At 73.2% G+C, this 21,514-nt stretch carries 15 protein-coding genes and 1 pseudogene; 5 read left to right on the forward strand and 11 right to left on the reverse strand.

Annotation, left to right across the window (positions count from 1 at the left end):
* Positions 1-35 precede the first annotated feature (35 nt).
* The 7 genes and pseudogenes from ACRAKH_RS31420 to ACRAKH_RS31450 all read right to left on the reverse strand — a co-directional run bounded on the left by ACRAKH_RS31420 (position 36) and on the right by ACRAKH_RS31450 (position 9,132).
* The gene (locus ACRAKH_RS31420; protein WP_380728962.1) at positions 36-1,541 is read right to left on the reverse strand and encodes a TNT domain-containing protein; all 1,506 of its coding nucleotides are present in this window, start codon (positions 1,539-1,541) and stop codon (positions 36-38) included.
* Entirely contained in the window at positions 1,538-2,029 is a 492-nt protein-coding gene (locus tag ACRAKH_RS31425) for a hypothetical protein (protein ID WP_380728964.1), read from the reverse strand. The genes ACRAKH_RS31420 and ACRAKH_RS31425 overlap by 4 nt, the downstream gene beginning before the upstream one ends.
* Positions 1,992-5,282, reverse strand: coding sequence for a glycohydrolase toxin TNT-related protein (locus tag ACRAKH_RS31430; protein WP_380728966.1), 3,291 nt, complete (start codon positions 5,280-5,282; stop codon positions 1,992-1,994). The genes ACRAKH_RS31425 and ACRAKH_RS31430 overlap by 38 nt, the downstream gene beginning before the upstream one ends.
* A gap of 1,049 nt (positions 5,283-6,331) precedes the next feature.
* Positions 6,332-6,571 carry a hypothetical protein gene (locus ACRAKH_RS31435; RefSeq protein ID WP_447009998.1) on the reverse strand — a complete coding sequence of 80 codons (240 nt, stop codon included), beginning with the start codon at positions 6,569-6,571 and terminating at the stop codon, positions 6,332-6,334.
* A gap of 1,348 nt (positions 6,572-7,919) precedes the next feature.
* Positions 7,920-8,309 (reverse strand): annotated as a pseudogene (locus ACRAKH_RS31440) (WXG100 family type VII secretion target); the annotation flags it as partial.
* An 11-nt stretch (positions 8,310-8,320) separates the two neighbouring features.
* A complete protein-coding gene (locus ACRAKH_RS31445) occupies positions 8,321-8,632 on the reverse strand; it encodes a WXG100 family type VII secretion target (protein ID WP_380724872.1) in 312 nt (103 codons plus the stop codon).
* A complete protein-coding gene (locus tag ACRAKH_RS31450) occupies positions 8,629-9,132 on the reverse strand; it encodes a YbaB/EbfC family nucleoid-associated protein (RefSeq protein ID WP_380724873.1) in 504 nt (167 codons plus the stop codon). Before ACRAKH_RS31450 ends, ACRAKH_RS31445 begins: the two co-directional genes overlap by 4 nt.
* Before the next feature lie 108 nt (positions 9,133-9,240).
* On the opposite strand from ACRAKH_RS31450, the gene ACRAKH_RS31455 reads away from it, so the two are divergent.
* The 4 genes from ACRAKH_RS31455 to ACRAKH_RS31470 are packed head-to-tail and all read left to right on the forward strand — an operon-like array spanning position 9,241 to position 12,580.
* On the forward strand, positions 9,241-10,449 hold the full coding sequence (locus tag ACRAKH_RS31455; protein WP_380724875.1) for an MFS transporter: 1,209 nt from the start codon (positions 9,241-9,243) through the stop codon (positions 10,447-10,449).
* Positions 10,450-10,453: 4 nt separating this feature from the next.
* Positions 10,454-11,371 (forward strand): DMT family transporter, encoded by a 918-nt coding sequence (locus tag ACRAKH_RS31460; protein ID WP_447009473.1) that lies wholly within the window; start codon positions 10,454-10,456, stop codon positions 11,369-11,371.
* 38 nt (positions 11,372-11,409) lie between these two features.
* Positions 11,410-12,267, forward strand: a complete 858-nt coding sequence (locus ACRAKH_RS31465) for a bifunctional methylenetetrahydrofolate dehydrogenase/methenyltetrahydrofolate cyclohydrolase (RefSeq protein ID WP_380724877.1) — start codon at positions 11,410-11,412, stop codon at positions 12,265-12,267.
* 19 nt (positions 12,268-12,286) lie between these two features.
* Positions 12,287-12,580 carry a DUF3017 domain-containing protein gene (locus ACRAKH_RS31470; protein ID WP_380724889.1) on the forward strand — a complete coding sequence of 98 codons (294 nt, stop codon included), beginning with the start codon at positions 12,287-12,289 and terminating at the stop codon, positions 12,578-12,580.
* A gap of 213 nt (positions 12,581-12,793) precedes the next feature.
* Here the strand turns inward: ACRAKH_RS31470 and ACRAKH_RS31475 are convergent, their stop codons facing one another.
* Positions 12,794-13,357, reverse strand: coding sequence for a TetR/AcrR family transcriptional regulator (locus ACRAKH_RS31475; protein ID WP_380724878.1), 564 nt, complete (start codon positions 13,355-13,357; stop codon positions 12,794-12,796).
* A 73-nt stretch (positions 13,358-13,430) separates the two neighbouring features.
* On the opposite strand from ACRAKH_RS31475, the gene ACRAKH_RS31480 reads away from it, so the two are divergent.
* Complete coding sequence (locus ACRAKH_RS31480; protein ID WP_380724879.1) at positions 13,431-13,997, forward strand: dihydrofolate reductase family protein; 567 nt, start codon at positions 13,431-13,433, stop codon at positions 13,995-13,997.
* 267 nt (positions 13,998-14,264) lie between these two features.
* Here ACRAKH_RS31480 and ACRAKH_RS31485 read toward each other — a convergent pair whose 3' ends face one another.
* The 3 genes from ACRAKH_RS31485 to ACRAKH_RS31495 are packed head-to-tail and all read right to left on the reverse strand — an operon-like array spanning position 14,265 to position 19,617.
* The gene (locus ACRAKH_RS31485; RefSeq protein ID WP_380724880.1) at positions 14,265-17,567 is read right to left on the reverse strand and encodes an error-prone DNA polymerase; all 3,303 of its coding nucleotides are present in this window, start codon (positions 17,565-17,567) and stop codon (positions 14,265-14,267) included.
* Positions 17,567-18,091, reverse strand: a complete 525-nt coding sequence (locus ACRAKH_RS31490) for a hypothetical protein (protein WP_380724881.1) — start codon at positions 18,089-18,091, stop codon at positions 17,567-17,569. Before ACRAKH_RS31490 ends, ACRAKH_RS31485 begins: the two co-directional genes overlap by 1 nt.
* Positions 18,091-19,617: a DNA polymerase Y family protein gene (locus ACRAKH_RS31495; protein WP_380724882.1), complete on the reverse strand. Its 1,527-nt coding sequence runs from the start codon at positions 19,615-19,617 to the stop codon at positions 18,091-18,093. Before ACRAKH_RS31495 ends, ACRAKH_RS31490 begins: the two co-directional genes overlap by 1 nt.
* Positions 19,618-21,514 lie beyond the last annotated feature (1,897 nt).

The following is a 21,514-nucleotide window of genomic DNA, read 5'->3' on the forward strand; positions in this document are numbered from 1 at the left end:
GAGCCGAACGGACTAATGACGCGCTGCGACAGCCCTCAGACCCCCTGTTGCGGCTGCCGGACCGTCGCCGCGGCCACCTCGACCAGGCTCCCGTCGGCCAGGAGTTCCCGCACCGCGCGGGCGAGGAAGTACCCCGTGCCGCCGCCCGGCTGGCCGAACCACGGCACCGCGACGCCCTTCAGCGCCGGCACCGGCTTCTGCACTCGGTACACGTGGTACCGGCGGTTCAGCCAATCGGGTGGCAACGATCGGTTGCCGAACGCGGTGCCCGCCTCGTAGGCCAGGTTGCCGGTCTCCGCGCCGAAGCGGTCCAGCTCGACGCCGACCGGCAGGACCACGTCCTCGCGGTCGCGGAACAGCGACAACGGCGGCTCGTCGGGCAGCGGCTGGATGTCCGCGACCGGCCGCACCTCGTCCGCGCCCGCGGGCCGCGACGCGCCCGGCTCCGCCCGCCACAGCAGCTCCGCCAGCAGCACCTTCGCCGCGTCCACCGCGTGCTCGTAGACGCGCGGACGGCCGTGCGGGCCGCGGCTGGCGTCCCAGAACTGGACCTGCCAGCCCGACCGGCCGGGCGCGGGCTCGATCACCAACGCGTCCGGCTTCGGCTCGACGATGCCGTACTCGGACTCGGGCACGCCGTAGTGGTCGAGCCGCGCCTTGAGCTGGTCCAGCGCGCGCTGGTCGACCTCGGAGACCACCCGCGGCTGGTGCTCGGGCAGCGGCGCGCCCGCGGCCTGACCGGTGGCGACGGCGGCCGCCGCGTCCTCCGCCTCCGGGGCGACGTCCGGCACGGCGTAGTTGTTGTCCCGGATGTGCTGCACGAGCTGCGGCACCGGCGGCACGTTGTGGTTGCGCAGGTAGTACGCCACGCCGCCCGGCCACACCCACGTGCCGTCGGTGTGGAAGGACAGCGGCACGGACGGCGTCGCGTCCGGCTTGAACGCGTCCGGCCCGTACGACCGCGCGGCGAGCACGACCGGCGCGCTCTCCAGGTACGCGAGCACGTCGTCCAGCTCTTGCGGGTGCACCGCGGGCCGGTGGTGCAGCGGGCCGCCGTCGGGGTCCACGGCGTCGAACAGCGGCGCCGCGAACACGTCGGCCGTCGCCGGTCCGAGCCCGGCCCGCTCCCGCAGCCACGCCGGGATCGCGCGGTCGTCGCGCGGGTAGGTCTCCAGCTCCTCGACGTAGTGGTGCGGCGCGGGCGGCCGCGTCCAGTCCGGCTCGTGGTCCCGGTCGAACTCCGCCGAGTACGTGTCCGGGTGCACGAGGTGGAACTTCATCGACAGCCACGTGCCGTGACCCGGCCGCGCCATGCCGTCGCGCAGCTGCACGAAGAACGGCAGCGCCTCCTCCGGCAGCTCCCAGTCGAACGACGAGCCGTACATGGTCAGCCCGGACACCTGCGTCTCCAGGTGGCGGCCCACCATCCGGAAGTCGACGAACAGCTGCTCCCAGTCACCGGGGAGCCGCTGCACCAGCAGGGTGGTGACGGAGCCCAGGATCGCGTTCTGGTCCTCGACGTCCAACTGCGGCGCGGTCATGCGTTCTGCTCCTCGGTGCTCACAGACTCGGGGCCCGCGCCCGCCTCGACGAGCTTGGCGCGCAGCCAGTCGGGGACGTAGGCCTCGTCACGCGGGAAGACCTGGAGGTCGCGGGCGAAGTCCGCGGCCGGCACGGGCGGCTCGAACCGCGGGTCGTGGTCGAAGTTGTAGGTGATGTCGATGCGGACCGGCGCGTTCACCACGCACCGCGCCGAGAACCACGTGCCGCGCCCCGGCTGGTACAGCACCTGGCGCATCTCCTGGAACGCCGCGTTCAGGCCGTCCGGCGGGAACACCTCGGGGGTGGTCCCGTCCGGCAGGTAGACCTTCAGCGTCACGTCCTGCACGGCCACCGTCATCCGCACCAGCACGTCGATCCGCCGGAAGCCGTCCGGAGCAGCGTCCAGCAGCATGCCGCCGATGTGCTGGAGCAGCTCGTCGTGGCGCTGCTCAGAAGTCGGCCGGCCAGAGGGCTGCGTTGTGCTCATTCGGGTAGCTCCTGACGTAGATCTCGGTCGTGCCGTCGGCGAGCGTCACACGCCACCGCGTCTGGTACGTGTGAGGGTGGCGTTGCAGCGGGTCGCGCAGGGCGAACGTGTCGATCATCTCGACCGTACCGCCGGACTTCAGGAACTTCGCGCGGTCCCGCTCCATCCGGTGCCACGTCTCCTCCGTCGTGAACGCCGGTCGCCCGTTGCCCTGGTTCTGGTCGCGCTGCTGGCTGGACTGGTTCGCCGCCTCGCCGGGACCGCCGGTCTCGTTGCCCTGGTGGTGGCCGCCGTCGGACAGCTTGCGGCCGTCCGCGTCCACCTCGCCGTGACCGCCGACGTCGAGCTGGGCGCTGCCGTCGCGGCGGATCGCGCCACCCGACCGCAGGTCCGGCCGGCCGGTCGTCGCGACCGTCTCGCCGTCGCCGTTGGTGCGACCGCGCCACATGTCGTTGTCCGCGACCAGCACCGCGTTCGGCAGCGGGTTGTTCAGGTCCGGGCTGAACGGCCGGAACGTGTGGACGTGCGACGTCGTGCCGTCGTCACCGGTCTGGAACGTGCCGTAGCCCTGCTTCTTGTGGTCGTCCAGCACGAACCGGGTGTTCGGCGGCAGGTCGGCGCGCGCCGCGAACGGGTCGGCGTTGTTGTACGGGCGCGTGACGGCGGCCCGCTGCTCCGGCGTCCAGCCGCTGGTGTCACCGCTGACGACCTTCACCGAGTACACGTACCCGTCGTCGGTCTTCGTGCGCTGCACGGCCAGCTCGACCTGGCCGTTCGCCGGCGCGGGCCAGGTCCGGACCGGCTGCTCGGCCCGGCCGAGGCCGTAGAAGCCATCGGACGTGACCTGCGCGTGCGCCGGCGCCTGCGCGATCTCGGCGTTGACGCGGCTGCGCTGGCCCGAGTGGGTGTCCTCGAACACCACGTGGCCCGACTCGTCGGTGAGGAACCGGCCGCGCCGCTGGCCGTGCTCGTCGCTGACCAGGTACTCGGTGTTCGAGTCGTGCACCTGACCCGGCCGGCTGAACGGCTCGCCCTGCCCGAGGCCGGTGACCGGGGCCTGGCGGGTCGTGGTCGGCTCGGTCCGGTCGACGGCGTGCTGCGGGTGGCCCTGGGAGTCCGTGGTGAACTCCTGGTGCAGCGGACCGCGGTCGATGTTGTAGTTCGTGCCCTGGGAGGTGTGCTGGACCTCCGGGTTGCGGGTGTCGTTCGACAGGTAGTCCGGGGCGGCCACCCACCTCGGCTTGCCGTCCGCGTCGGTCTGCACCGTGCCGCGGTACGTGCCCTCGGTGTCGTGGACCTCCATGCGCGTGCTCGGCGGGAGGTCCGCGCGGGCGGTGAACGCCTCGCCCGGCCGCGGCGCCAGCGGGTGGTCCCGGTCGATCGCCTGGCGGCCGTTCGCGGGCTCCGGGACCGGCTCGATGATCACCGCGCGCTCGATCGGGACGACCCGGTCGCCGATCTTGATCGAGTCCTGGGTGGTCTGCCGGGTGCCGTCGGCGTTGGCGACGAACACGTCGTGCCGGTGCCCCAGCTCCACGCGGTAGTGGGCGTTCGGCGCGGGGTTGCGCACCTCGGGGTTCTCGCCGTGCCGCGTGTTCGGCGCGATCGCGTCCACGTGCACCGCGCCGTTCGCGTCCACGTGCACGACGGTGCGCACGGCGCCGTCCTCGCCGCGGATCGTGATCCGGGTGTCGGCGGGGAGGTCCTGCCCGGCGCGGAAGTACGACTCGTCGTCGCGCAGCCGGACGTCCCGCTCGTGCGTCGTCTCCGGCGCCGACCACGGCTGCTGCACCTGCGGCTCGATGTCGAGCCGGCCGCGGTGCGCCTGGTCGTCGGCGGCGAGGTCACCCTTCGGCTCGTGGCCGGGCGGCATCCCGTTCTCGCCGGCCGGGCTGTGCGTGCCGTCCGGCTCGAACGCGTGCCAGCCGCCGTCCGGTGGGATGCGCGGCCCGGTGCCGGCGTCGTTCGGGGAGCTGGCGTAGACGTTGCCGTGCCGGTCCGACCAGGCCAGGCTGTCCGGCGCGATCACGCGCTGCCCGGTTTCCCGCGCGACGTGCGCGGCGAGGCTGTTCTCCCCGCCCGCGCCCGCGTCGCAGCCGACGAACATGATCGGCCTGCCCGCCAGCTCCGGGTGGTTGTTGATCAGCTCGACCAGTTCGGCGCGGGTGTAGTGCGTGTCGCCGATGCGGACGCCGTCGCCGGCGGTGTGGATGTCGAGGACGACGTGCCCGTCGCTCGCCGGGATGCGGCTCGACAGGTCGCGCAACCGGTCCTCGGTGTGCAGCGCGACGCCCGAATCGGTGACCTGGCTGTTGCGGATCGCCTGGTCGACGCGCTGCGACACCTCGCCCAGCGGGATCGGGCCCTGGTGCGCGACCGGGCCGAGGTCCGGGTTCGGGGTGAGCGTGGCCGGCGGGTCGGCGGGCGCGTAGTTGTCGAACGCGCCGTCGCGGGCGTCCGCGACGCTCGCCGTCTCCGGCGTCAGCACGTTGCCGTCGCGGTCGAACGTGCCGAAGTCGGGCGGCAGCACGCGGCCGTCGGCCGGTGGCACGTCCACCTCGCGCATGACGCCCAGGTCCAGCAGGCGCTGCACGCTCATCTGACCCGTGGCCGGGTCGGCGAGGTTGGCGTCCAGGACCGGCTGGAGCTGCCGCGCCCCACCGCTCTGGTCGAACGCGGGCGCGACCGGCGCCAGCTCCACCGTGAGCGGCGCGTCCAGGACGTAGACGTGGTAGCCCTTGCCGAGGCTGTCCGGCATGATCGCGCGCTCACCGAACCCGTACGCCTGACCGTCCGGGCGCAGGGGCGAGAGGAAGTCGCCGTTGGGGCTGCCGAAGCGGTCGAGGACCGTGCCGGCGGGCAGCTCCACGACGACCCGCGGGCCGTCCGCGCCCTGGTTCGGCGGCCAGGCGATGCTGCCGTCCGGGTGGGAGTGGGCGTCGCGGAACGACTGGTAGTCGCCGTACGGGCCGTAGGGCTGGTAGGTCGGCTCGATGAGGGCGGCGGCGCGCTGGTCATACGTGCCGACGGACTGGTCCGTGGGGCCCGTGCTGTCGTGGACGGAGTGGTAGTCGCCGTTGTGGGAGAAGCCCTCGACGACGCCTGCCGGCAGGCCCCAGACGTTCTTGTTGGGGAACGGGTCCGAGCCGGTGCCGGTGCCAGTGTCGGTGTCGGTCCCGGTTGCGGTTTCGGTTTCTGCGGGCCATTCGTGACTGGCCGCCGGGGAGTGCTCGTCACCGGGCTCGCCGACCAACTCCGTGGGCTGGTCGGCGCCGTCGGTGTCCGTGCTGTCGGTGCCGTCGGTCGGCGTGCTGTCGGTCGTCGGGCCGTCAGCCGGCTGGTTGTCGGACGCCGTGCCGTCAGTCGGGGTGCTGTCGGTCGGAGTGCTGTCGGTCGGGGTGCTGTCCGGATTGGGACCGTCGGTCGCAGGCGTCGCCCGGTCGCCGGTCGGAGACGGATCTCCACCACGCGACGCAGGAGCCGGACCCTCCGTGCCGCCACGGGAAGCCGGTGCCGGCGAGTTCGGCGCGGCAGTGGGCGTGGACGTCGGCGTTGACGTCGGCGCGGCTGAAGTCGGCGCCGCGGGACGAGCCGTCGGCTCAGGCGTGCGTGCCGGTGCCGGACCGTCCGACCGACCCGGTGCCGCGGGGCTCCCGGCTTGCTGGCCGGTGGGTCCGAACCCACCAGGCTGAGGCGCGGGCGACGGCGGCGCGGCAGCCGGCGGCGCGGACGACGCCGGACCACGCTGTTCCGGCATCGACACCGGTGCGGCGGCGGGCGACGGCTGCACCGGCACCCCGGTCAACGAACTGGCGCTGACCGCGTCGTTCCCACGAGCGTTCTGATCCCGCCCGCCCGCAGACGAACCCGAGGCAGGAGGGGTGGTCCCATCGGGCGCGAATCCACCCGCCGCCGGCGCGGCAGGCCCACGCCCACCACCGCCGGCTCCACCGGCCGGGGTCGCACCGGCCGCCGGTGCAGCCCCACCGCCGACAGGCGCGGAAGTCCCGGCAGCAGCCGGAGCCGCGGCACTCGACGCCGCAGGACCCGCAGCGCCCGCAGAGCCCGCACCAGGAGCCGACCCACCCGCCGCCGGCCCCGCACTCCCACCGGCGGGCGCCGCACCCGCAGGCGCACCACCCGTGGTCGCGGCACCGGGCGCAGACCCACCCGCCGACACCGGCCCACCGCTGGAACCCGACCCACCGGGCGCAGAGCCACCGGACGCAGGCCCACCCGGCGCAGACCCACCCGGCGCAGACCCGCCAGCCACGGCACCGCCAACCGGCACCCCGCCCGCGATCACACCGCCGGCAACCGACGCACCACCGGCAGGCCCGCCAACGTGCGCACCACCAGGAGCGGGCCCACCGGCGGCAACGCCACCAGGCGCCGAACCACCGGGCACCGAACCACCAGGGCTGGCACCGCCGGGAACCGCACCACCCGGAACAGGCCCGCCAGGCGTAGACCCACCGGGAACCGCGCCACCCTGACCAGGCAGGCCGCCACCAGGAACCGCGCCACCCGACGTCCCGACACCAGGCGTCCCACTACCCGGCAACCCACCGCCGGGCACCGAACCACCGGGCACCGAACCACCGGGCGTGGACCCACCGAAAGCCGAACCACCCGGCACACCACCGGCAGCGGCGCCACCCGGCATGGACCCGCCAGGCGCGACTCCACCGGGCATCGCACCGCCGGGCGCGGAACCGCCGGGCAGCGGACCGCCGCCCAGAGGACCGCCCGGCATTCCGCCAAGGGGCACGCCGCCACCAGGCATCGGCCCACCCGGCCGAACCCCAGGAGCACTAGGCCCACCCTGAGGCGTCCCACCGGGAGCAGAGCTCAACCCGTTGGGCGAAGAAGACCCACCCGTCCCCGGCGTGAACGACGACCCGCCGGGCACCGGCCCACCGGACGGCACCCCGCTGGGCGGCATCCCACCGGGGAACCCACCGGAAGTCCGAGCAGCCGACCCACCGGGCGCGGACTGCGGAGCCGGAGCACTCGCCGGGGCGGGACCGGCAGGCGCTCCACCGGGAGCCGAGCCGAGCCGGCTGCCGATCGAAGGCCCGGTCCCACCACCGGCGGGAGACGTCGGCACCGAAGCGCCACCACGTCCCCCGGTGTTGCCGCCAAAAGAAGAAGGAGCCGGTCCACCCGACGACGACCCACCGGGCGACGAGTCCCCGCCGATCGTCGGCGGCGCGCTCACCGAAGGACCGGGAGCAGGCGGCGCGGCCACGGACGACGTCGACGTCGCCCCGGCGGGCCGGTTCAGGCCGTCACGGTTCACCGACGGCCCGGACTGGCCACCCGGCGCACCGCCCGGCGCGCCCGGAACACCACCCGGCACACCACCGGGAACACCGCCCGGCGGAGGCCCCACGTTCGGCGGCCCGCCGTCCGGCCCGCCCACGTTCACCCGCGGCGGCTCGACGGTCAGCCCGTCCTTCGCACCGCCGATCCCGCCCGACACGGCGCCGGCCGACGCGCCCATCAGCACGTCCCGCGCGGAGATGTCCTGACCCATCGCGGCCGCCGTGCCGACCGTCGACACCGCGCCCTCGACCGCGCCGCGCGTGGCGCCGACGGCGGCCTGCCCGGCCAGCCCGCCACCCTCGAACTTCAGCCCGCCGGACACACCGCCGACCACGCCGGACACCGCGCCCGAGACGGCCGCCTCGGTGGTCTTGCCCCAGTCCCAGGACGTCCGGTCGCCGCGCGCCACCTGCACCGCCTGGATGGCCGCGTCGATGCCGACGGAGATCGCGACCTCCCTGAGGATCGCGATGATCAGCTGCCGGAACGTGAACTGCACGATCAGCCGCGTGGCCTGCTGCGCGATCGGGATGCCCGCGGTCGACGCGCCGAACGTGCCGAACGCCGCGGCGATCAGCGCGGCGATCTCGATCGCCAGCACGATCAGCGACGCGATGATCGACAGCTTGGTGTACTCCACCTCCAGCGCGGTGTTGTCGCAGCTCTCGGCCAACTGCTCGCAGATCTTCTGCAACTTGGGCAGGTACGAGTCGTCACCCGCGGCGAACTTCGCCCAGTACTCCTGGAACCTCTCGGCCGCCTCGCCGGTCTGGCTCGCGGTCACGGTGGACGCCGCGCCGTTGCCCTCGTCGATGACGGACTTCACGCCCTCGGCGGCGGTGCGGTAGGCGTCGGCCATCCGCCGTAACGCCGTTTCGTCGCCCTCCGGCCAGCTCTGCCCGACCACGATCGGGAAGAGCCACGTGACCTCGCCCGGGATCTCGATACCCACCGCAGTGCCCCTCAGTAAGTCCGGGAGATCCCGGTCGCGTTGCCCTGGTCGGAACCCTCGTACGCGTCGGCGGTCTGGTCCACGCCGGTCCGGATGTCGCCGAGGGCCTGCGCGAGGTTCGTGAAGGCTTCCAACGTCGCCTGGGAGTTCGGCACGTACTGCTTGGCGAACGCCTGCCCGGACTCGTCACCGCCCCAGCACTGCCCCTCGGCCTGCAACGCCGAGTTCAACGCCTGGAACACGCCGTCCAGCGAGTCACCCGCCGCGCCGAACTGCCCTGCGCCGCGGCGCAGGCCGGAAACACTGACGTCGAAGCCGGTCACCAGCCACTCCTGTCCATGATGCTGTCGCCGTCGTCATCGTCGGGACGTGGCGCGGGCCGGCGCGGCGGCGTCGACGTCTGCGGCACGACGGGCGGCTTGGGGATGAGGTCGGCCAGGGACGGCACGCCGGGCAGCATCTCCGACAGGTCGATGCTCGCGCCCTGCTGCGCGGGCGCCAGCACCTCGTTCAGCTCGGTCCGCGCCTTGGCGACGGCCTGCTGCACGGTCTCGGTGGCGATCCGGGCCAGCTTGTCGGGGGTGGTGCGCTCGAAGGCGTTGGCGGAGAACTCCAGTGACGTGAGCGCGCCGGCGGAGTCGACGGTGGCGCGGACGGAGCCGTCCTTGGACACCGCCGTCGCCGTGATCGCCATGGCCTTGGCCTGCGTCTCGCGCAGTTCGGCGGTCTTCTTCTGCAGCTCGGTCAGGAGGGAGTCGACCTGCTCGCGCATGGCCGCGTTCCGCGCCTCCAGCTCGGCCCGTCGTCCGGTCGGATCGGTCACAGCTGTCCCCTCGTGTGCGCGTCCAGAAGTGCTGACGCTAACGGAGCCGCCAGGGTTCCCACGGATATTCGGCGTCGGATTGTCGGGGGTGGCGGGCAGAGTGGCACCGTGCTCCGCCCGTACCGGCAACTCGCCGCGATCCCCCACCTGCCGTGGCTGCTGCTGTGGTCCCTGGTCGGCCGCATCCACCTGCCCGCGACGCCGTTGGCGGTGTCGTTCCTGATCGCCGGCTGGACCGGCTCGTACGCGGTGGCGGGGGTGGTCGGCGGCGCGTTGACGTTGGGCATGGGCGTGGCGGGGCCGCTGCGCGGGCGTGCGGCGGACCGGAGCCCGGCCGGGCGGTTGCTGCTGGTCACGGCGTCGGGTTACGGCGTGGGCATCGCGGTGCTGGGCGTGCTGCCCGCGGTGACGCCGAGCGGGACGTGGCCGGTGGCCGTGGCGGTGGCGTTCCTGACGGGCCTGTCCACACCGCCCGTGACGGCGATGAGCCGGGCGAGTTTCCCCAGGCTGGCGACGGGTCCGGCGCAGTCGGCCGTGTTCACCGTCGAGGCGTCCATGCAGGAGGTCATGTACATCGTCGGCCCGGCGCTGGCCGCGACCGTCGTGGCGGTGTGGAACGCGCAGGTCGCGCTGTGGATGTGCGGCGTGCTGGCGGTGCTCGGCGCGCTCGGGTTCGGTGGCGCGCTGCGCCGGGCGGGGCTGGACCGGCCGGTGTCGGACCAGGCGCGGCACGGCGGGCGGACGTTGCTGCGCGACGGTTCGCTGGTGCTCGGGCTGCTGACGGCGTTGTGCCTGGTGGCGTCGCTGGTGTCGATCGACATGGTGATCATCGCGTGGGCGCGTGACCTGGGTTCGCCCGCGGTCGCCGGGGTGCTGACGGCGGTGTGGGGCGTCGGGTCGACGGTCGGCGGGCTGATCGCGGGCGGGCTCACCGGGCAGCCGCGGTTCACCCGGCGGATGCTCTTGATGGCGCTGGGCGTGGCGCCGCTGGTGCTGGTGCTGCCGCCGGTGCTGGAACCGTCGTCGGTGTGGCTGGTCGGGTTGGTGCTGGGGGTGGGCGGGATGGCGATCGCGCCGGCCATCGCGGCCAACAACCAGCGGATCAGCGGGCTCGCGCCGGACGACCGCAAGGCGGAGGCGTTCGGCTGGATGGGCACGTTCACCACGGCGGGTTCGGCGTTGGCGTTGCCGCTGGCCGGGTCGTTGCTGGACCACTTCGGGCCGGCCGCCGCGGCGGGTGCCAGCACGGCGGCGGCACTGTTCGGCGTGCTGCTGGCGAGCCGGGTGCGCGATCGGAAGGCCGTCCGGGTTGGGTGACCGGATGCGGCTCGTGGCTGCGCTCGTCGCGTTCGTCGGCGGGGCGTTCCTGGCGGTCCAGGGGCGGTTGAACGGCGAGCTGGGGCACGCGTTCGGTGACGGGTTCCTGGCCGCGCTGGTGTCGTTCGGCGGCGGGATGGCGCTGCTGGCGCTGGGCGTGCCGACGACGGCCGCCGGTCGCGCCGGGCTGGCGCGGCTGCGGTCGGCACTGCGCGCCGGGCGCATCCGCTGGTGGCAGTGCGTCGGCGGGGCGAGCGGGGCGTTCTTCGTGGCCACGCAGGGGTTGACGATCACGGCGCTCGGCGTGGCCGTGTTCACCGTGGCGGTCGTCGGCGCGCAGGCCGTGAGCAGCTTGGCGGTGGACCGGGCGGGGGTCGGGCCGGCCGGTCGGGTGCCGTTGACCGGGCCGCGGGTGGCGGGCGCGGCGTTGGCCGTGGTGGCGGTCGCCGTGGCGGTGTCGGACGAGGTGGGCGACCCGTCCGCGTTGTGGCTCGCGCTGCTGCCCGCCGTGGCCGGGATCGGGTTGGGCTGGCAGCAGGCCGTGAACGGGCTGGTCCGGGAGGCGGCGCAGAGCACCCGCGTGACCACGTTGGTCAACTTCGGCGTCGGGACGGTCGTGCTGCTCGTCGTGTGCGCGGTGGACGTGGCGCTGCGCGGGCTGCCGTCCACCGCGCCGAGCGAGCCGTGGCTCTACGCGGGCGGGGCGCTGGGCGTCGTGACCATCGGCACGGCGGTGCTGGCGGTGAGGCGGCTGGGCGTGCTGCTGGTGGGGCTGTGCCAGGTGGCCGGGCAGCTCGTCGGCGCCCTCGCGGTGGACGTGATCGCTCCCGCCGCCGGTGAGCGTCTGTCGCCGGCGACCGTCGTCGGCACGGCGTTGACGCTGCTCGCGGTGGTGGTCGCGGCCCGGCCCCGGCGACGTTGACTGCGGGGCCCGACGCCGGTGATGAGAGGATGAGGCACGTGACTGCGACGATCCTCAACGGCAGGGCCACCCGGGACGCGATCTTCGAAGACCTGCGCGCGCGCGTCGCCGCGCTGGGCGAGCGGGGGGTGACCCCGGGCCTGGCCACCGTGCTGGTCGGTGACGACCCCGGGTCGCACTCGTACGTGCGCGGCAAGCACCTGGCGTGCGCCAAGGTCGGCATCACCTCGATCCGGCGCGACCTGCCCGCGGACATCACGCAGGAGCAGCTCGAAGAGGTCATCGACGAGCTGAACGCCGACCCGGCGTGCACCGCGTACATCGTGCAGCTGCCGCTGCCCAAGCACCTCGACCCGAACCCGATCCTGGAGCGGATCGACCCGCGCAAGGACGGCGACGGCCTGCACCCCGTCAACCTGGGCAAGCTCGTGCTCGGCGGCGAGGGCCCGCTGCCCGCCACGCCGCGCGGCGTGGTGGAGCTGCTGCGCCGCTACGACGTGCCGCTGGCCGGCGCGAACGTGACCGTGGTCGGTCGCGGCGTGACGGTCGGCCGGCCGATCGGGCTGCTGCTGACCCGGCGCACCGAGAACGCCACCGTGACGTTGTGCCACACCGGCACCAAGGACCTGGCTGCCGAGGTGCGGCGGGCGGACATCGTGATCGCGGGCGCGGGCAGCCCCGGCCTGATCACGGCGGACATGGTGAAGCCCGGTGCGGCCGTGGTCGACGTCGGCATCACCCGGACCGAGGCCGGACTGGTGGGCGACGTTCACCCGTCCGTGGCCGAGGTGGCGGGGTTCCTGGCCCCGATCCCGGGTGGCGCGGGTCCGATGACCATTGCGATGCTGCTGACCAACACGGTCGAGGCGGCCGAGCGCACTCTCGCGACGGCCTGAGGCGGAAGCGGTGGAGTTGTTGCCGGAGCAGCGCTGGCGGTCCGCGGCGGGGCGGCACCTGCCGTTCGCGCTGGTGCTGGGTGTCGTCGTGCTGGGCCTCCTGCGGATCGTGCAGTACCACTGGCGTCAGGGCGCGGTGCTGATCGGCGCCGCGCTGCTGATCGCGGCGCTGCTCCGGGTGCTCGTGACCGACGAGCAGGCGGGGCTGATCGCGATCCGGAGCCGGAGCGTCGACGCGCTGCTGTACAGCGGGTTGGGCTTCTCGGTGATCGTGGTGGCGATGACCATCATCGGCGGCCCGCTGGACCGCTGACCCGCCACTTCGCCCGGACGTTCGCCGACCCACACCAGCGCCTCGGCCCGACCGCCGCCTCGCCTCGCCGCGCCGGGCGTCCCGTCCCGACCACCCCTTCATCGCGCCGGGCGTCCCGTCCCGACCGCCGCCTCACCGCGCCCGGCATCCCGTCGCCGACCACCGCCTCGTCGCCGACCCGCGCCCGGTCACGACTTCACGCCCCGGCGGGGCTCAGGTGCGGTCGACCAGCGCCTTGATCACATGCGTCATCTCCTCCTCCGGGAGCACACCGGGCAGGGTCAGGTGCTCGGTCATCAGCCCGCTCATCGCCAGGTAGAGCGACACCACCGTGGTCCGGTCGCCGGGTAGACCCGCGTCCAGGTGGAAGCGGACGTTCTCCTCCAGGTTCTCGCTGATCGTCTTGGTCAGCGCGGCCCGCAGCTCCGGCCGCCGGGTCGCCTCCAGCCGCAGCTCCAGCAGCGCCAGGTAGCCCGTCCGGTCGGTCTGGAGCCGTTCCAGCAGCTCGTGCAGCAGCCGTTCGACCAGGGTCTTGTCCTTCGGCGCGGCCATCGTCTCCGCCAGCCGCCGCGCGTCGGGCGTGAGCCGGACGTGCACGTGCTCCCCGACCTGTCGCAGCAGGTCGTCGCGGTTGGCGAAGTAGTTCGACGAGGTGCCGTTGGGCACGCCCGCCTCCTGGTCGACGGCGCGGAACGTCAACCCCCGCGCACCCTCGCGCGCCAGCACCTCGATCGCCGCGTTGACCAGCGCCGTACGCCTGGTCGGGTTACTCGTCATAGATCCTCCTTGACAACCACTACGACCATAGTACTACAGTCGGAGTGGTCCAACCAAGAGAGGAACCCCTCCCATGCGAACCCTGACCTACTTCGTCGCCACCTCGCTCGACGGCTTCATCGCCGACCCGAAGGGCGGCTTCGGCGACTTCCTGTTCGAGGGCGACCACATGACCGCCCTCATCGAGGAGTACCCCGACACCCTGCCCGTCCAGATGCGCGAGGCCATGGGCATCGACGCACCGAACCGCACCTTCGACACGATCTTCATGGGCAGGGCGACCTATCAAGTCCCGGGCGGCCGGCCGAGCCCGTACCCACATCTACGCCAATTCGTCGCGTCGAGCCGCCTCAGCACCACCCCCGACGACGTGGAGGTCGTCGCCGATCCGCTGGCGAAGGTGCGCGAGCTGAAAGCGGAGTCCGGCCTGGGTATCTGGCTGTGCGGAGGCGGCAGGCTGGCCGCCGCCCTGCTCCCCGAGATCGACGAACTGGTCCTGAAAATCCACCCGATCGTGCTCGGCAAGGGCATCCCCTTGTTCGCCGGCGACTTCCCGACCGCCCGGTTCGCCAAGGCGTCGACCCGAACCTTCGACACTGGCGTCGTCTTCACCACCTACGCCAAGGCGGACACCGCCTGACCTCCGCAGCCAATCACGCCCAAATCGCTCACCGCCGGCGCCACCGCGACAACCCAACCCAGCCACCACTGGTGTGCCGGACCTCCGCCCTACCCGCGTCTTCGCCTGCCTCACGAAGACAGGGCGCGCCCCGCCAACGCCGGAACGCACACCTCCGCCCCACCACGGACCTCCGGCGCGTCCCACTACCCACTCCGCCACAACGTCCCAACGCCCGCCCACCCGCGTCTTCGCCACCCCCACGACGACGCGGCACGCGCGACCGACTCACCGGAAATCCCGGGACCGGGAAGGTATGCGCAGGTCCAAGTGCTGCAACCGCTCCGCACGAATGCTGATCACCCCTTCCGCCGACTCGACCACGCCCCGCACGAGCAGCGCAGGGCTCGACCGGGCAACCCGGCGGTAGCGTGCCCACAGGCCGGTCGTGCAGACGACGTTGACCATGCCGGTCTCGTCCTCGATGTTGAGGAACGTGACGCCGCCGGCGGTGGCGGGGCGTTGGCGGTGGGTGACGGCGCCGCCGATCAGCACCTTGGTGCCGTTGGGCACCTTGGCCAGGTCAGCGGTCGCCAGGGCGCCGAGGCTGGTCAGGCGCTCGCGCACGAACTCGGTCGGGAAGCTGTCCGGCGACAGGCCCATCGCCCAGACGTCGGCGACGGCGAGTTCGACCTCGTCCATCCCGGGCAGGGCGGGGGCGTCGGTGCCGACCACGGTGCCGGGCAGGCGGTCGGGGCGGATCTTCGCCACGGCTCCCGCCGACCACAGCGCGGCACGCCGGTCGATGCCGAAGCAGCCGAACGCGCCCGCGGTGGCCATGGCTTCGACCTGCGGGGTGGTCAGGCGGACCCGGGCGCCGAAGTCGGCCATGTCGCGGAACGGGCCCGATCCCGATTCCCGTCGCTCCACCACGGTTTCGGCGACCTTCTGACCGATGGTCCGAATACCGCCGAGACCGATGCGCACGGCCTGCTCGCCGTCAACCAGTTCGAGGGTGGCGTGCGCGAGGCTGGCGTTCACATCAGGTCCGAGCACGCGCACGCCGTGGCGGCGGGCGTCGGCGACGAGTGATTGAGGGGAGTAGAAGCCCATGGGCTGAGCACGCAGCAGGGCCGCGCAGAACGCGGCCGGGTGGTAGAGCTTGAACCAGGCGCTGACGAACACGAGGTGCGCGAAGCTGAGCGCGTGGCTCTCCGGGAAGCCGAAATTGGCGAACGCCAACAACTTCGCGTAGATCCGCTCGGCCAGTTCCTGCCCGACGCCGTTGGCCTTGGCACCCTCGTAGAAGCGTTCCCGGAGGCGTTCCATGCGGTGCGTCGAGCGTTTGGCGCCCATGGCTCGGCGCAGTTCGTCGGCCTCGGCGGGGCTGAAGTCGGCCACGTCGACGGCGATCTGCATGAGCTGTTCCTGGAACAGCGGCACGCCGAGGGTCTTCTTCAACGCGCCCGCCAGCAACGGGTGGTCGAAGTCCCACTTCTCCCGGCCGTTGCGGCGACGGATGTAGGGGTGCACCGAACCGCCCTGGATCGGGCCGGGGCGGATCAGTGCCACCTCGACCACCAGGTCGTAGAACGTCCGCGGTTTGAGGCGGGGCAGGGTGGCCATCTGGGCGCGGCTCTCCACCTGGAACACCCCGACGGAGTCGGCGCGCTGCAACATCTCGTAGACGCGCTGGTCCTCCAGGTCGAGGTCGCCGATGTCGACGTCGACGCCCTCGTGCTCGCGCACCAGGTCGATGGCGTAGTGCAGAGCGGAGAGCATGCCCAGGCCCAGCAGGTCGAACTTCACCAACCCGATGGAGGCGCAATCGTCCTTGTCCCACTGCAACACCGTGCGGTCGGTCATCCGGCCCTTCTCCACCGGGCACACCTCGCTGACCGGCCGGTCGCAGATGACCATGCCGCCGGAGTGGATGCCCAGGTGGCGCGGGAAGTTCTCCAGCTCGGCGGCCAGCTCCAACACCGGACGCGGTATGCCCGGTTCGTCCACTGTGGACCTCAGTGGACCCCAGCGGTCGATCTGCTTGCTCCACGCGTCCTGCTGGCCGACGGAGTAGCCGAGCGCCCGCGCCACGTCCCGGACCGCCGACCGGCCGCGGTAGGTGATGACGTTGGCCACCTGCGCGGCGTGCCGTCGCCCGTACTTGCCGTAGACGTACTGGATGACCTCCTCGCGGCGGTCGGACTCGATGTCGAGGTCGATATCGGGAGGACCGTCGCGGGCCGGGGCCAGGAACCGTTCGAAGAGGAGGTCGAAGCGGACCGCGTCGACGTTCGTGATGCCCAGCGCGTAGCAGACCGCGGAGTTCGCGGCCGAGCCGCGACCCTGGCAGAGGATGTCGTTGCGTCGGCAGAAGTCCACGATGTCGTGCACCACGAGGAAGTAGCCGGGGAAGTTCAGCTCCTCGATGATCTTCAGCTCGTGCTCGATCTGCCGGTACGCCCTGGGGTTCTCGCCGATCGAGCGGTAGCGACGGGCCGCGCCCGCGTAGGTCAGCTCGCGGAGATGGCTGTTCTCGTCCTTCCCCGGTGGCACGGGGAACGGCGGGAGTTGCGGTGCGATGAGCTTCAGGTCGAACTGGCACTGCATGCCGAGCACGGCCGCGCGGTGCACGACGCCGGGGAACCGGGCGAAGCGGCGAGCCATCTCGTCACCCGACCGCAGGCACGCGGTGCGGCCGGGCGGCAACCAACCGGTCATCTCGTCCAGGCTGCGGCGCGCCCGCACCGCCGCCATCGCCGCGGCCAACCGGCCGCGCGCGGGCACGGCATAGTGCACGGCGTTGGTCGCCACGGTCGGCAACCGCAGGTCGTGCGCCATCGCCCACAGCAGGTCGTTGCGCGGGCCGTCCTCGGGGTAGCCGTGGTCGGTCAGCTCCACGAACACCCGGTCCGGGCCGTACAGGTCGACCAGCCTGCGCAGCTGGGCGAACGCCGCCTCCGGACCCTCGCGCGCCAACGCCCGGCGCACCGCGCCCTTGCGGCAGCCGGTGAGCACGACGCAGTCGTCCCGCGTGTCCGCGACGACCTCGTCCAGGTGGTAGACCGGCCGTCCCTTCTCGCTGCCGTCCGCGAGCTGACCGGTGGTGACCGTGCGACACAGCGCGTGGTAGCCGTCGCGGTTGGTGGCCAGGAGGAGCAGGTGCTCGCCTTCCGGGTCGGGCACGCCGTTCTGCGGCGCCGACAGGCCGAGGCTCAGCTCGGTGCCGAACACCGTGCGCACGCCGAGTTCCTTGGCGGCCTCGGCGAACCGCACCACGCCGTACATGCCGTCGTGGTCGGTCAACGCCACGCCGTCCAGCCCGAGCTGCTGCGCCGTCTCCACCAGCTCTTCCGGGTGGCTCGCGCCGTCGAGGAAGCTGAAGTTGGAGTGGCAGTGCAACTCGACGTACGGGACGCGGGAGCGGGTCGCACCCAACTCGTCGACCTTGACCGCGAAGTCGGTCGGCGCCTCGTAGCGGTCGCGGTGACGCGTCCACGCCGGGCTGTCGCCGCCGTCAGGCGTTTGAGGCTTCCCGGAGAGCGCGCGTTCCAGATCCGACCAGCGGACAGGAGGGTTGTTCCAGCCCATCAGATCAAGTCATCCCCCGCACGGCGCGGCAACGGGATCAACACCGACGACACCGCCGCCCCGAACACCACCCCAGCCCCGGACACCGCCTCGGACACCGCCCCGGCCCCGGACACCGCCTCGGCCCTGGGCACCGCCTCCGACGAGATCGCCGGAAGCGAACCGCCCGGGAGGGCCGGCGAACCCGACTGAGCCGCCGAGTGCGGCGGGAGCGAACCCGGCGGGGTCGCCGGCGCCTGCCAGGGCTGCGAGGTCGGTCGTGTGATCGAGGGTGGCGTCCAGCCGAAGCTCGCCGGGTAGGCCGGTTCGCCGCCGCCGCCGCGTTGTCCGGGCACCTCGCGGCGGGCGGACCAGTCATCCGCTCCACCGTCCACCTGCCTGTCCGCGCGATCGCGAGCCTGGCCGGCCGCCTGGCTGTGAGGCCGGCCGTCCACCCGGTCGTTCAACCAGGCGTCGAACCAGCCAGCCAAGCCGCTGTCGTCACGTCCACCGCGGTCGTCGCGTTCGGAGAAGTCACCGCTCATCAGTCGTACACCCCTTCCACCGACCATTTCCCGCCCGCGCGGATCAGCAGGAAGGCCAGTTCCCCACCGTCCGGCGCGGTACCCAGCACTTGCAGCCGTGCCCCGCGCATCGCGGCGTCCTTGTCCCACCAGCGTTCGTCCACCGGCCACGGCCCCGACCACGCCACGACCCGCCGGGCCTGGCCGCCGTGCACGATCCGGTGCGGCGGGACGACCAGCTCGGCGTAGCCGGTGACCACGACGTCCGCGCCGGACTCGTCCAACAGCGCCACCGGCTCGGGCTCCGCGAACACCGTCGCCGGCGACGGCGCGGGCAGCTGCCCCGGCCACGGCTGGTCCGGGTCGGCCGCCGGGGTGCGTTCGTCGCCCCACGGCACCAGCCGCACCCGTTCGACGGGGCCACGACCACCGCCGAGCACGGGCGTGAGCACGGCGTCCGGTCCGAGCAGACCTTGGACGTGCACCATCGCGCGCGCCGCGCGTTCGGCGGCCTCGCCCTGGTCCTGTCCGGCCCCCGGCCACAGGCCGAGTTGCAGCGCGGTGGCGTCGACCACTTCTTCCGGGTCGAGCTGGAGCACGTGGATGCCGGAGGTGAGGCGGGCGCGGGTGAGCCAGCCGTCGAGCTGCCAGCGGACCCGGTCCGCGATGCCCTGCGGGGTGAGCGGGTCGGCGCAGCGCCACACCCGGCGCAGTTCCTCGCCGTTCTCGGTGGTGGCCCGGATGCCGAGGCGCGTGCACGCGAGGCCGCGATCGGCGAGGCCGGTGTGCAGGCGTTCGGCGAGGCCCTTGGCCGCGAAGGCCGCCGAGTCCACCCGGTCGACCGGCGGGTCGAAGTGCTGGGTCACCGACAACTCGGGCGGTGGCTTGCGACGTGAACGTGGCCGTTCCTCCAGCCCGGCGGCCAGCCGGTGCGCCAGCACGGCCTGGCGGCCGAAGCGGGTGGCGACGTCCCGTTCGGGGACGGCGGCGAACGCGCCGAGGGTGCGCAGGCCGAGACGGCGCAGCAGGTCGACCAGTTCCGCCCGTTCGGCACGGCCCTCGGCGGGCTGGTCCAGCACGTGGATGCCCAGCGGTGCGAGGAATTCTCGCGTCTTGCCGGGCGGCACGATCAGCCCGCGGTGCGCCGCGAGGGTCGCCGCGAACAGCCCGTCGGCGAAACCGATCTGCGCCTCGACCTCGGCACGCACCGCCACGTGGTCGACCAGGCGCTCGGCGGCCTGCTCGGCGGACCCGTAGTAGCCGACCGGACCTCGCGCCGCGACGACCACCAGTCCCGGCCGGACCACCTCGATGCCCGGCGCCAACTCCTCCACCGCCGCCGCGACCGGCTCGAAGAAGCGGGCGTCACGCACCTCGTCGTAGTCGAAGACGACCAGCTCGGGGCACTGCCCCTGCGCCGCCCGCCGACGCATCCCCCGCCGCACCCCTTCGGCCCGCGCGACCGCCGAACAGGCCACGACCTCACCCGACCTGACGACCGCGGCAGGCACGTGCGGCTGCAACGCGGCCTCCGCGGAAGCCGCCACCACCGGCCAGTCAGGACACCAAACGGCAAGCGTGTACCGAGACCCCACCGCTCACACCACCTCAACCGGGAGCGAAGCCGCCGCCACGCCCACTCCCGCGCCGGCACCCATATCCGCGCCCACACCAGCACCCGCGCCCGGAACCGACACCGACACCGACACCGGCCCAAAAACCAGGTTCAGCGCGGATGCAGAGGCCAGGTCCGGGACCGGAGCTGCTTCCGAGGCCCAAGTCGGAGCCCAGTCCGCTGCCACAGCCCCCGCCGCAGGTTGGGCCAGGGTCAGAACCGGAGGCCGGCGCGAGGGCGGGGTTAGGGCTGAAGCCGGAGCCGAAGCCAACACCGCAGCCAGATTCGAAGCCGGGGCCAGGGCCAGAGCCGAAGCCGGGGCCAGAGCCGGCACCGGCACCGGGACCAGAGCCGGGGCCAGGGCCAGGGCCGAGGCCTGGGCCTGGGCCAGCGCCGGGACCAGAGCCGAGGGCGGGGCCTGGGCCGGGACCAGAGCCGAGGGCGGGGCCTGGGCCGTGGCTGAAGCCGAAGGCCGGGGTTCGGCCCGCGCCGGGGCCGGGGCTGCAGCCGGAGGCAGGGCCGAGGGCGGGGCAGGCGGCCGGGGCGGGGGTTCGGCCCGCGCCGGAGGCCGCGCTGCGGTTGCCGGTGGGGTTGGAGGGAGGACTGGGGTTAGGGCTGGTCGGGTTGGGGGTGTTGGCGGTTCGCCGGTGTGGATTGCGGTGAGGCCGCCGCCGTCAGGGGTTGCGGTCGGAGTGGTGCCGGGTGGTGTGGACGGTGCGCTGGTGGGCGTCGGGATCGGCGCGCTGCGGCGCGGTGGGGTTGGGCCGTTCGGGGTGGGTAGGGACAGGGTGGCTTTCCTTGGCCTTGCGGCGGCGCCGCGGCCGGTTGCCTGGACTGCCACGGTCCGGGCGGAGAGGACGCCGTGGCCCGCGTGCAGACCTGTCCAGTGGCCTGAGGTGGCCGTCAGCTCCACGTCGGCGCCCGGCCAGGAGACGGCGAACGGCAGCAGGACGGCTTTGCGGTTGCGGGCTCGGGCGGAGAGCTTGCGCGAGGTCGCCTCGGTGACCGGAGTGGCCACCACTACCAGGTCGAAGCCGTCGAGCAGCGCCGCCACGGTCTTCTCGACCTCGCTCTGGCCCCTCCCAGGACGAGGGACCAGAGCGAGCCGATGGACGGCCACCCCAAGTTCGGCCGCCGCGAGTGCCCCACACCGCGGCAGACCGACAACGGCCGCCCAGCACCCTTCCGCTGTCGCCTCAGCCACCAGCGCGAGCAGCAACGATGTCGAACCACGCACCGACACCGTGCTGCCCCGCCGCAGGCCGCCCCACGGGAGGAGCTCCGCCAGTTCCCCGCGAACCGGCAGAGTCCGGGCAAGTGCCGTGGTCAGCTCGCCCGCCGCGCCTACCCCGAGCGCGGTCAGCGTCGCCGTTGCCGACCTGGACACCCACCCTCCTCACCACTGATCCGCGCGCACCCCTGTGCGCGGATCGCCGTGGGAAGTCGGCGACCTGTCTGTCGAACATCGAACATCTGTTCGAACGACGCTGTGATCTTATCCCGAGGGAGCCACCCGGTGTCAATGCCGGACACGTCCCCGATCGAGTGGCTTCCGGATCAGGGCAGGCACGCTGCCCCCGACACACCGGCAACCACGGGGAACCGTGAACACACCTCAGAACCGGCCCCAGCAGCACCAACAGCCACCGCACCAGCAGCCACCGCACCAGCAGGCGCATCGGCCCAGCGGCTTCGGCCACAGCGGACAGCCCGCCTCCGCGCCACTCGGTTACCCACCGCAGGCGCCAGTCCAACCAGGATCGTGGGCAGGAGCGGCGGGGACGGGCCGGCCTGGGCCCGCGGCTCAGGGACACGTGGCGCAAGGGCAC

Source organism: Saccharothrix hoggarensis, assembly GCF_052936025.1.

Bases quoted from the DNA above. Each gene is read 5' to 3' on its own strand.
- ACRAKH_RS31420 (WP_380728962.1), bottom strand. From the start codon at position 1,541: ATGACCGCGCCGCAGTTGGACGTCGAGGACCAGAACGCGATCCTGGGC.
- ACRAKH_RS31425 (WP_380728964.1), bottom strand. From the start codon at position 2,029: ATGAGCACAACGCAGCCCTCTGGCCGGCCGACTTCTGAGCAGCGCCAC.
- ACRAKH_RS31460 (WP_447009473.1), top strand. From the start codon at position 10,454: ATGCGGCTCGTGGCTGCGCTCGTCGCGTTCGTCGGCGGGGCGTTCCTG.
- ACRAKH_RS31475 (WP_380724878.1), bottom strand. From the start codon at position 13,357: ATGACGAGTAACCCGACCAGGCGTACGGCGCTGGTCAACGCGGCGATC.
- ACRAKH_RS31480 (WP_380724879.1), top strand. From the start codon at position 13,431: ATGCGAACCCTGACCTACTTCGTCGCCACCTCGCTCGACGGCTTCATC.
- ACRAKH_RS31485 (WP_380724880.1), bottom strand. From the start codon at position 17,567: ATGGGCTGGAACAACCCTCCTGTCCGCTGGTCGGATCTGGAACGCGCG.
- ACRAKH_RS31490 (WP_380724881.1), bottom strand. From the start codon at position 18,091: ATGAGCGGTGACTTCTCCGAACGCGACGACCGCGGTGGACGTGACGAC.